Genomic DNA, 10,183 nt, shown 5'->3' on the forward strand with positions numbered 1-10,183 from the left:
CCCCCCTCGTTCGGCTGCGCTCAGCTCAGCGCCGGCGGCTCGGCGTCCGGCCTGCCCGACCAGTCGAGGCAGAGCACGAGCGCGTCGTCCGTCGTGTCCGCCTTGCGGAACTCGGCCAGCGCGCGCAGCAGGGCGCGCGGCGCCGACGCCGCCGGAAGCAGACTGGTGGAGTTGATCGCGCGGGCCAGCGCCTGCTTGCCGTACTGCTCACCGTCCGGCGAGAGCGCGTCGTACACCCCGTCGCTCACCATGAGCAGCCGGTCGCCCGGCAGCAGGTGGAACTCCTGCGCCTCGTAGTGGGACTCCTCGAACATGCCGAGCGGCAGCTGCGCTTCGAGAGGGATGCGTTCGACCGTACGGCCGCGTCTTCGCCACAGCTGCGGCGAGCCCGCGTCCACGACCTCCACGCGGCCCGTCGCCAGGTCGAAACGCATCAGCAGAGTCGACACGTGCGACGCGCCCCGGTGCTGCTCGTAGAGCGCCTGGTCGGCGAGGGCCGCCTGGCCGGCGATGTCGAGGCCGGAGCGGCGCGCGTTGCGCAGGGCGTTGACGGCGAGGTTGCTGAGCAGGGACGCCTGGATGCCTTCGCCCATGCCGTTGGTGACGGCGACGGTCAGCTCGTCCGCGTCGGCGGCCCAGTCGAAGTTGTCCCCGTGAATGGCGTAGGCCGGTTCCAGCTGGGCGCCGATGGCGAACTCCTCGGCGGTGCAGGCGCGTGCGGGAAGCAGTTGCCACTGCATCTCGGCCGCGAGCGTGAGCCGGCTGATCCGGCGGGCCCGCTGGTAGGCGTCGGTGTCCCGTTCGGCGACCAGGATCTCGTGGCCCAGCAGATCGGCGACATGTGCCAGCTCGTCCACGGCCTCCGGGGTGGACCGGTCACCGGGCAGCCGCACGGAGAGGATGCCGGTCCGTTCGCCGCGGACGGTCACCGGCAGATGGTGGTCCACGGCGTCGCCGTGTCTGACCTGCTGCTCACGCGGTTCCTGGCTGCCGAACGCCCGCCCCTCGGGGCTGTTGTACAGGGAGAGCGACTGTTCCTTGCCCGGCAGCGGGTCGTACGGGGTGAGGACCGTGGCGCCGTAGTCGGCGAGGAACAGTTGCACGCGCGTGGCGCCGTGCGAGGCGGCGAGCGCGTCGCGGACCCTGTCCACGAGCGCGTGCGGCGCGGCTGCCCGCACCGATCTTCCGAGTACGTCGTCGCGTTGCGTCACGGTCTCTCAAACAATCTTGGTAGGGGGACGGGGGTGGCCTCACGGACCGCCTCGCGGGCGGACTCGGAGGCGGGGCAGAGCTGACAGAGGTCGCCGTCGGGTGACACAGTGGACGGATGTCCCCCCTCACCGGCCAGCCGCGTCCGCGCGAGAAGACGTCCGAGGCCGCTCGTGCCGCCTCGGAGCTCCTTGAGGTGTTGTGGGGGCGCGGACAGGAAGCGGCGCCGTCGGGAACGGTGTCGCCCTCGCAGCTCAGGGCCCTGCTCGTGCTGGAGAAGTACGACGGGACGAACCTGCGCTCGCTGGGCAAGGCACTCGGCTCCCGCCCCCCGTCCGTCAGCCGGCTGTGCGACCGGATGGAGGCCCTGGGCCTGGTGGAGCGGCGCACCAGCACGACCAGCCGTCGTGAGGTGGAGCTGCGGCTGAGCCCGCGCGGACGCAAGGTGCTGGACGAGCACCGGGCGATCCGGGCGCGGGAGGTCAGCGCCGTACTCGACGGCATGGACGCATCGGCGGTGGCCGCGCTCACGGAGGGGCTGACCGCGTTCCACGCGGCGGCGTCCGCCCGGCTCGACGCGGCGGCCGAGGCGCGCCCCACGGACGACCGGGGCTCGGCGGCGAACAGCGCCTGACGTCATCGCGCCCCATTTCCGCGTGCGAGTGGTGGATGGTGCGGGGTTCGGAGTGCGGGTCCCGCCAATAATGTTTACGTAGGGCAACAGTCTCTGTTGTGAAGTTTAACAGCGCGGCGAGTCCGTCTCAGAACGCGCGCGGCAGCTTGACCACGGTCACGAAGAAGTCGTCGATCTGCTGGACCGCCTTGATGAACTGTTCGAGGTCGACCGGCTTGGTCACATACGCGTTGGCGTGCAGCTTGTAGCTGCGGAGAATGTCCTCCTCGGCCGCCGACGTGGTCAGGACGACGACCGGGATGGAGCTGAGGTCCGGATCGGACTTGATCTTCTCCAGCACCTGCCGGCCGTCGTACTTGGGCAGATTCAGATCGAGCAGGATGAGATCGGGGCGCGGCGCCTCGATGTGCTCCTCGCGCTGGTAGAGGAAGTCCAGGGCCTCCAGACCGTCCCGTACGACATGCAGGGTGTTGCCGATCTTGTTGTCCTCGAACGCCTCCCGGGTCATGAGTTCGTCGCCGGCGTCGTCCTCGACGAGCAGGATTTCGACGGGCCGAGGCTGGGGCGAGGTGCTCATACGGTGCTTCCTTCGGTGGTGGTGACCGGCGGTGCGGTGGTGACGTCCGGCGAGGGCGGCTCGACGGCCGCGGGCCGCGGCTGTTCTACGGGGAGGGTGAAGGCGATGCGTGTGCCGTCGGTGTGGGTCGTGTCGATCCAGATGTGCCCGCCGCTGTGTTCGACGACCTTCTTGCACAGCGACAGACCGATACCGGTGCCCGCGTACGCGTCCCTGGCATGCAGCCGCTGGAAGATGACGAAGACCTTCTCGGCGAACTCCTCGGCGATGCCGATCCCGTTGTCGGTGACGGTGAACGTCCAGGAGTCGGCCCCCTCCACCCGGTCGACGGTGATGCCGATACGCGGATCCCGGTCGGGGCGGCGGAACTTGACCGCGTTCCCGACGAGGTTCTGCCAGAGCATCGTGAGCAGCGTCGGGTCGCCGACGACCTCGGGCAGCTCGGCCGGGCGCTCGATGACGGCGCCGCTCTCCTCGATCGTCGCCGAGAGATTGCGTACGGCGCGGTCCAGGGCCGCGTCGAGGGCGACCGGTTCCTGCGCGTCTTGGACCCGGCCGACGCGGGAGAAGGTGAGCAGGTCGTTGATCAGGACCTGCATGCGCTTGGCGCCGTCGACGGCGAAGCCGATGTACTGCGTGGCGCGGTCGTCGAGCTGGTCCCCGTACCGCTTCTCCAGCAGCTGACAGAACGAGGCGACCTTGCGCAGCGGCTCCTGGAGGTCGTGCGAGGCGACGTACGCGAACTGCTCCAACTCGGCGTTGGAGCGCCGCAGTTCCACCGCGCTCGCGTCCAGCTCGGCGGCCTGCCGGGCGAGTTCACGCTCGTCGCTCCGGGAGGTGGCGAGTTCGCTGACCACCCGGAGCCGCATACCTTCCACGGCCGCCGCGAGGGTCCGCAGATCGGCCGGCCCGTGCGCGGGGATCGCGTGGTCGAAGTCCCCGTCGGCGACGCGCCGGGACGCGGTGCGCACGGTGTCCAGCGGCCGTACCACCGTGAAGTGCACGAGGACGGTGATCGCCACCCCGGTCAGCAGGAACGCCACCAGGGCGGCGATCAGCGCCCGGTCGCGGTCGGTGCGGGCCTCGGCGAACGCGGCCCGCGCGTCGCGCTGTTCCTGCCCGAGGTGCTCCTGCTGGGCGTCGAGCGCCGCGCGGACCCGGTCGAAAGCCTGCTTGGCCTCGGTCACCGAGAGGGCGTCGTCTCTCGACCCGCCCGCCAGCGCCGGGTCGGCGAACTCGGTGCGCCAGTCGTGCGCCGCCCGGTCGACCGCCCGCAGGTCGGCCACCGGCCGGTCGAGTCCGTCGACCAGGTCGGCGAGCCGTTCGCGCGCCGCCGTCTCGTCGGTGAGGCCGCGCCGGTACGGCTCCAGCAGGTCCTCGTCCCTGGTCAGCTGGTAGCCGCGGACGCCCGTCTCCTGGTCCAGAAGGGCGGCCTGGAGCCGGAATGCCTGGGTACGGGCCGGGGACACCTCGTCGATCAGGTGGTCGCCGGTCTCGGTGGTGCGCGCGAGCGTGGCGGCGGCCACCGCACCGGCGACCAGCGTCATGGCGCAGAGGGCGGCGACGGCCAGCAGGAACCAGCCCTGGACGGTGAGCCGCCGGAGTATCCGGACCCGGTGGCCGAACGGCGGGTGCGGCGCCTGGGCGGGGGGTCGCGTGGTGTCGGACATCAGGTGGCACCGTTCCATTCGAGGTGAAGCACGGCGACGTCGTCGGCCAGGCCACCGCCGCTCGCGGCGAGGGTCTGCGCGGCGTGGATCAGCGTGTCGACGAACGTCTCGGCCGCTTCGTGCGCGTGACGCCGGGCGAGTTCCAGGAGCCCGTGCTCCCCCAGCCGTTCGAAACCGGTGCCGATACGTCCCTCGATGAGCCCGTCGGTGAACATCATCACCGCGCCGTGCCGGTGGACGGGGACGGCGGTCACGGGCCAGGACGCCCGGCCGGGCAGCAGGCCGAGTACGGGACCGCCCGGCACCTCCTCCAGGCGCACGCCGCCCTCGGGCGACCGGATCAGCACCCCGGGGTGGCCGGCACGCTGCACTTTCATGTGGTTCTCGGCCGGCAGCCGGGTCAGACAGGTGAGGGTCGCGAAGATCTCGGGACCGGACCGTTCGGCGACGAGAATCTGTTCGAGCAGCGCGAGGAGTTGCTGGCCCCGGGCGCCCGCCAGGACGAAGGAGCGCCATGCCACCCGCAGACACACACCGAGCGCCGCCTCGTCGGGCCCGTGCCCGGAGACGTCGCCCACGACCGCGTGGGTCATACCGTCGGGTGTCTGGACGACGTCGTAGAAGTCGCCGCCGAGCAGCGCCTGGGAGCGGCCGGGCTGGTAGCGGGCGCATATGGCGACCGTCGAGTCGAGGAGCAGCGGGGTGGGCAGCAGCCCGCGCTCCAGGCGGGCGTTCTCCTGGGCGCGGAGCCGGCTCGTCTGGAGGGCGGACGCCGCCTGCTCGGTGTGCTTGCGCTGGATCGCGTAGCGGATCGCGCGGAGGAACAGGTCGGGCTCCACCCGCCCCTTGATCAGATAGTCCTGGGCCCCGGCCGCGACGGCCGCGAGACCTGCCTGCTCCTCGGCGAGCCCGGTCAGCACGACCACGGCCGCGCCGCCGGCGTGGACGAGGACCCGCTCCAGCGCTTCCAGCCCCTGGGCGTCCGGCAGATTGAGGTCGAGCAGGATGCACTGCGGCACCTCCGCCTCCAGCGCGACGACCGCCTCGGCCAGCGTCCTGGCGAGGCTCAGCCGCAGCGGGACCTCGCTGTCGGCCACGAGTTCCTCGACCAGGAGGGCGTCACCGGGGTCGTCCTCGATCAGCAGCACCGTGGGCGGACGCCCGTTCCACAGGGCGTCCGCCGCGTCGTCCCCCCGCGTCGTGTCCCTGCTCGCCGGGATGTGTCCCCGTACGCCGGGCGACGAAGAGGCGCCGGGTCTGCCTGAGGTGGATTTGACCGCTGTGTTCGGGCGGGTGCCCATGGCGCTTGTTCTCCTCTCGCCACGGGCGCCACGGCCCGTGGGACCGCCGGGTGCGTCCGGGTTGAGACTAAAGCGATCAGTTACCGCATGACAACATTTTCCCGGATCACCCTCAGGCGACCGCCTGACGACCACCCGACGACCACCGGGGCGGCCGTCGGGGCGACCCTCACACGACCCGCGCCCACCGGGCGGACGCGTGGTCCTCCCGCCGGCCGAGGGCCCCGTTAGACGCCCGGGAACATCGGGTACCTGTGCGCTGGCACGGTCGAAGCGGCTGCCCCGGAGTACCCGGAAGTGATCCTGACAGAGACGAGGACCGTACATGCGGATCGGTTACAAACTGGCCTCCGAGGCGTTCGGTCCGGCGGAACTGGTCCGGCAGGCGGTCCTCGCCGAGCGCGCGGGTTTCGACTTCGTCGAGATCAGCGACCACTTCCACCCATGGCTCGACAACCAGGGACATTCCCCCTTCACCTGGACCGTGCTGGGCGCGATCGCGGCGAAGACCGAACGCGTCGGTCTCGCCACCGGTGTGACCTGTCCGACCGTGCGCTACCACCCGGCGGTCATCGCCCAGGCGGCGGCGACGCTCGCGCTGCTCTCCGACGGACGCTTCGTTCTCGGCGTCGGGTCCGGCGAACGCCTCAACGAGCATGTCGTCGGCCCCGGCTTCCCCCAGGACGTCCGGACCCGCCACGAGTTGCTGCGGGAGGCCCTGGACATCATCCGGCTGCTGTGGAGCGGTGGCTACCGTTCGTACGAGGGCAGGCATCTGCGGGTCGAGGACGCGCGGATCTTCGATCTGCCCGACGAACCGCCGCTGATCGCGGTGGCGGCGAGCGGGCAGCCGTCGGCGCGTATCGCCGCCGAGCTGGGTGACGGACTGTTCGCCACCGAGGCGAAACCGGAGATCGTCCGGCACTACCACGACGCCGGCGGTGACGGGCCCCGCTACGCGGAGGTGTCCGTGGCGTGGGCGCCCGACGAGCACACGGCGGCGCGGGCCGCGCTGGACACCACGCGCTGGGCGGTGACCGGCTGGAAGGTGATGGGCGAGCTGCCCAACCCGGTCAACTTCGAGGCGGCCACGGCCACCGTCCGCGAGGAGGACATGCTGGAGGAGTTCGCCTGCGGGCCCGACCCCGCCCGGTACGTCGAGGCCGTCCGGGAATATGTCGACGCGGGCTTCGACCGGCTGGTCCTGATGAACGCGGGGCCGGACCCGGACGGCTTCCTCGACTTCTACGCGCGCGAACTCGACGAGCCGCTGCGGCGGCTCACCCCGAAGGGTCCACCGGCCTGAGCGCTCGCCGGAGTACCGGCCCGGGTTCCGGCCGGAGTTGTGACCGGAGCCGAGGCCGGAGCCGAGGCCCGAGCCGAGGCCGGATCGAACTGAAAGGGTTCAGCCGGGGGACCCAAATCGTCTGCCCGGCAAGGCAATGTGAGCGCGACACCTTGACGCGTCAGGAGCGCGCCCCTACTTTCACGCAATGAATCGATTCACTGTCGAATTGTTCTGGGGTTGACGTGATCAGTAGACGCCGCATGCTCACCACCACCACCGCAGCCGCACTGGGCACCTCCCTCGCCGCGGCCGCCACGCCGTCGGCGCAGGCCGCCGAGCAGGCCGCGGCGGGAGCCGCCGGCCCGGGCCGGGCAGGCGCACTCCGGGTCGGCGCGCCGACCGTCGAGTACGTACGCAATCCGTTGGGCCTCGACACCCCGAAGCCCAGGCTGAGTTGGCCTCTGCTGTCCGACACGGCGGGCCAGGCGCAGAGCGCGTACCAGGTCCGGGTCGCGTCGAGTCCCGACAAGCTGGCGAAGCCCGACGTGTGGGACAGCGGGAAGGTCGAGTCGGACCGCTCGGTGCTCGTGTCGTACGCGGGGCCCGCGCTCAAGCCGCTGACGCGGTATCACTGGTCGGTCCGGGTCTGGAACGCCGCCGGTGAGGTCTCCGGCTGGAGCGACAGCGCCTGGTGGGAGACCGGGCTGATGAGCACGGCGGCCTGGTCCGCACGGTGGATCGCCGCGCCGGCGGCGCTGAGCGGCGCGCCGACCCTGCGGGGCTCGTCCTGGATCTGGTTCCCCGAGGGCGAACCGGCGAACAACCTGCCCGCCGGGACGCGTTGGTTCCGCCGCGCCGTCGATGTCCCGGCGGGAGTCACGGGCGCCCGTCTCGTGGTGGGCGCCGACGACGCGTACACCGTGTATGTGAACGGCACCGAGGTGAGCCGCACCGAGCCCGACGGGCCCGCCGAGAACTGGCGCCGTCCGGCCGTCGTCGATGTCACGGCCCACCTTCGCCCCGGCGCCAACGTCCTGGCCGCGTCCGCGATCAACGCCACCGAGAGTCCGACCGGTTTCATCGCCGTACTGGAACTGACCTCGGCCGACGGCACCACCAGCACCGTCCACACGGACGACACCTGGAAGAGCACGGACAAGGAGCCGTCCGGCGCCTGGCAGCAGGCCGGTTACGACGACAGCGGCTGGCCCGCCGCCAAGAAGGGCCCCGCGTGGGGCTCCGGGCCCTGGGGCGCGGTCGCGCCCGCCATCTTCCCCGCCACCCAGCTGCGGCACGCGTTCCGGCTGGCCGACAAGCCCGTCGCGAGCGCCCGTCTCCTCACGACCGCGCTCGGCCACTACGAGGCGCACATCAACGGACAGCGGGTCGGCAAGGAGCAGTTCGCGCCCGGCTGGACCGACTACCGCCAACGGGTGCAGTACCAGACGTACGACGTCACCGCGCTGGTCCGGCGCGGCGCCAACGCGCTCGGCGCGCATCTCGCGCTCGGCTGGTACGGCGGCAACCTCGGCATGTTCGGACCGCACCACTACGGCGACCGGCCCGCGCTGCTGGCCCAGTTGGAGGTCACGTACCAGGACGGGACGACCGAGCGGGTCGTGTCGGGGAAGGACTGGCGGGCCGCGTCCGGGCCCATCGTGTCGACCGACATGCAGGCGGGCGAGGAGTACGACGCCCGGCTGGAGACGAAGGGCTGGACGGCACCGGGGTTCGACGACGCGAGGTGGCTCCCGGCCGAGGAGGTCGACGGCATCACGACGGAGATCGTCGCGGAGCTGGACGGCCCGGTGCGGATCACCAAGGAGCTGCCCGCCAAGAAGGTCACGCGCGTCGCTCCGGGGGTCTTCGTCTTCGACCTCGGCCAGAACATGGTCGGTTCGGTACGGCTCCGGGTGTCGGGCAAGGCGGGCACGACCGTGACGCTGCGGCACGCCGAGGTGCTGAACCCGGACGGCTCCGTCTACACCACCAACCTCCGTACGGCGCGCGCCACCGACACCTACACGCTCAAGGGCGGGGGCGAGGAGACGTTCGAACCGCGCTTCACCTTCCACGGTTTCCGCTACGTCGAGGTCACCGGTTTCCCGGGTACGCCGCGCGCGAGCGCGATCACCGGCCGCGTCATGCACACGTCGGCGCCGTTCACCTTCGAGTTCGACTCCGACGTCCCCATGCTCAACCAGCTGCACAGCAACATCAGTTGGGGCCAGCGCGGCAACTTCCTCTCCATTCCGACCGACACGCCCGCCCGGGACGAACGGCTCGGCTGGACCGGTGACATCAACGTGTTCGCCCCCACCGCCACGTACGTCATGGAGTCCGCCCGCTTCCTCACCAAGTGGCTCCAGGACCTGCGGGACGCGCAGACCGACGGCGGCTCGTTCACACATGTCGCCCCGGACATCGCGGGCGTCGGCGACGGCTCGGCCGGGTGGGGCGACGCCGGTGTCACGGTGCCGTGGGCGCTGTACCAGGCGTACGGCGACGAGCGGATACTCGACACGTCGTGGGACTCGATGGTGAAGTGGCTGGACTATCTGCGCGCGCACAGCGACAACCTGCTGCGCCCGGCGGACGGTTTCGGCGACTGGCTCAACATCGAGGACGAGACGCCGAAGGATGTCATCGGCACGGCCTACTTCGCGCACGTCGCCGATCTCACCGCGCGGACGGCCCGGGTGCTGGGCAAGGATCCCGCGCCGTACGAGACGCTGTTCGGCCAGGTCCGCGACGCCTTCCGGGCGGCGTACGTGACGGCCGACGGCCGGGTGAAGGGTGATACGCAGACGGCGTACGTACTCGCCCTGTCCATGGATCTGCTGCCGGCGGCGGCCCGCGGGCCCGCCGCCGACCGGCTGGTGGCGCTGATCGAGGCGAAGGACTGGCATCTGTCGACCGGCTTCCTCGGCACGCCCCGGCTGCTGCCGGTGCTCACCGACACCGGCCACACCGATGTGGCGTACCGGCTGCTGCACCGGCGCACGTTCCCCGGCTGGGGGTACCAGATCGAGAACGGGGCGACCACGATGTGGGAGCGCTGGGACTCGATCAGGCCGGACGGCAGTTTCCAGGACGCCGGGATGAACTCCTTCAACCACTACGCCTACGGGTCGGTCGGCGAGTGGATGTACGCGAACGTCGCGGGGATCGCGCCGGGCCGGCCCGGTTTCAAGGAGATCGTCATCAGGCCGCGGCCCGGTGGTGAGGTGAAGCGGGCCGGGGGCCGGTACGCGTCGATCCACGGTCCGATCACCACCCGCTGGGAGTCGGGGCCGGGCGGCTTCGAGCTGGAGTGCTCGGTGCCGCCCAACACCACGGCCGAGGTGTGGGTGCCGGCGCGGAAGGCGGGCGACGTCAGGCACAAGGGCGCGAAGTTCCTGCGGATGCAGGACGGTTGCGCGGTGTACGCGGTGGCGTCGGGGCGCCACCGGTTCACCACCTGATCGAGGGCGGGGGCCGGGTACGGGAGGCGTCCCGTACCCC

7 protein-coding genes are annotated in these 10,183 nt (G+C 71.4%); 3 read left to right on the forward strand and 4 right to left on the reverse strand.

Annotation, left to right across the window (positions count from 1 at the left end):
* Window positions 1–20 precede the first annotated feature (20 nt).
* A complete protein-coding gene (locus tag ACFUN8_RS35385; protein ID WP_383646999.1) occupies window positions 21–1,211 on the reverse strand; it encodes a PP2C family protein-serine/threonine phosphatase in 1,191 nt (396 codons plus the stop codon).
* Between the two features lie 116 nt (window positions 1,212–1,327).
* On the opposite strand from ACFUN8_RS35385, the gene ACFUN8_RS35390 reads away from it, so the two are divergent.
* Window positions 1,328–1,843 (forward strand): MarR family winged helix-turn-helix transcriptional regulator, encoded by a 516-nt coding sequence (locus tag ACFUN8_RS35390; protein ID WP_383647002.1) that lies wholly within the window; start codon window positions 1,328–1,330, stop codon window positions 1,841–1,843.
* Between the two features lie 127 nt (window positions 1,844–1,970).
* Here the strand turns inward: ACFUN8_RS35390 and ACFUN8_RS35395 are convergent, their stop codons facing one another.
* From ACFUN8_RS35395 to ACFUN8_RS35405, 3 genes are all read right to left on the reverse strand, one after another.
* Entirely contained in the window at window positions 1,971–2,420 is a 450-nt protein-coding gene (locus ACFUN8_RS35395) for a response regulator (RefSeq protein WP_383647004.1), read from the reverse strand.
* Window positions 2,417–3,967 carry an ATP-binding protein gene (locus ACFUN8_RS35400; protein WP_383647015.1) on the reverse strand — a complete coding sequence of 517 codons (1,551 nt, stop codon included), beginning with the start codon at window positions 3,965–3,967 and terminating at the stop codon, window positions 2,417–2,419. Before ACFUN8_RS35400 ends, ACFUN8_RS35395 begins: the two co-directional genes overlap by 4 nt.
* Window positions 3,968–4,089: 122 nt before the next feature.
* Window positions 4,090–5,391, reverse strand: coding sequence for a PP2C family protein-serine/threonine phosphatase (locus ACFUN8_RS35405; protein ID WP_383647007.1), 1,302 nt, complete (start codon window positions 5,389–5,391; stop codon window positions 4,090–4,092).
* A gap of 325 nt (window positions 5,392–5,716) precedes the next feature.
* On the opposite strand from ACFUN8_RS35405, the gene ACFUN8_RS35410 reads away from it, so the two are divergent.
* Entirely contained in the window at window positions 5,717–6,697 is a 981-nt protein-coding gene (locus ACFUN8_RS35410) for a TIGR03557 family F420-dependent LLM class oxidoreductase (RefSeq protein WP_383647010.1), read from the forward strand.
* A 224-nt stretch (window positions 6,698–6,921) separates the two neighbouring features.
* A complete protein-coding gene (locus ACFUN8_RS35415; RefSeq protein ID WP_383647013.1) occupies window positions 6,922–10,143 on the forward strand; it encodes an alpha-L-rhamnosidase in 3,222 nt (1,073 codons plus the stop codon).
* The last annotated feature ends 40 nt before the right edge of the window (window positions 10,144–10,183 follow it).

The sequence above is a fragment of the Streptomyces sp. NPDC057307 genome (assembly GCF_042667665.1).
Lineage (GTDB): Bacteria > Actinomycetota > Actinomycetes > Streptomycetales > Streptomycetaceae > Streptomyces.

Coding starts and splice junctions, on each gene's coding strand:
- ACFUN8_RS35390 (WP_383647002.1), top strand. CDS start 1,328: ATGTCCCCCCTCACCGGCCAGCCGCGTCCGCGCGAGAAGACGTCCGAG.
- ACFUN8_RS35395 (WP_383647004.1), bottom strand. CDS start 2,420: ATGAGCACCTCGCCCCAGCCTCGGCCCGTCGAAATCCTGCTCGTCGAG.
- ACFUN8_RS35400 (WP_383647015.1), bottom strand. CDS start 3,967: ATGACGCTGGTCGCCGGTGCGGTGGCCGCCGCCACGCTCGCGCGCACC.
- ACFUN8_RS35405 (WP_383647007.1), bottom strand. CDS start 5,391: ATGGGCACCCGCCCGAACACAGCGGTCAAATCCACCTCAGGCAGACCC.
- ACFUN8_RS35410 (WP_383647010.1), top strand. CDS start 5,717: ATGCGGATCGGTTACAAACTGGCCTCCGAGGCGTTCGGTCCGGCGGAA.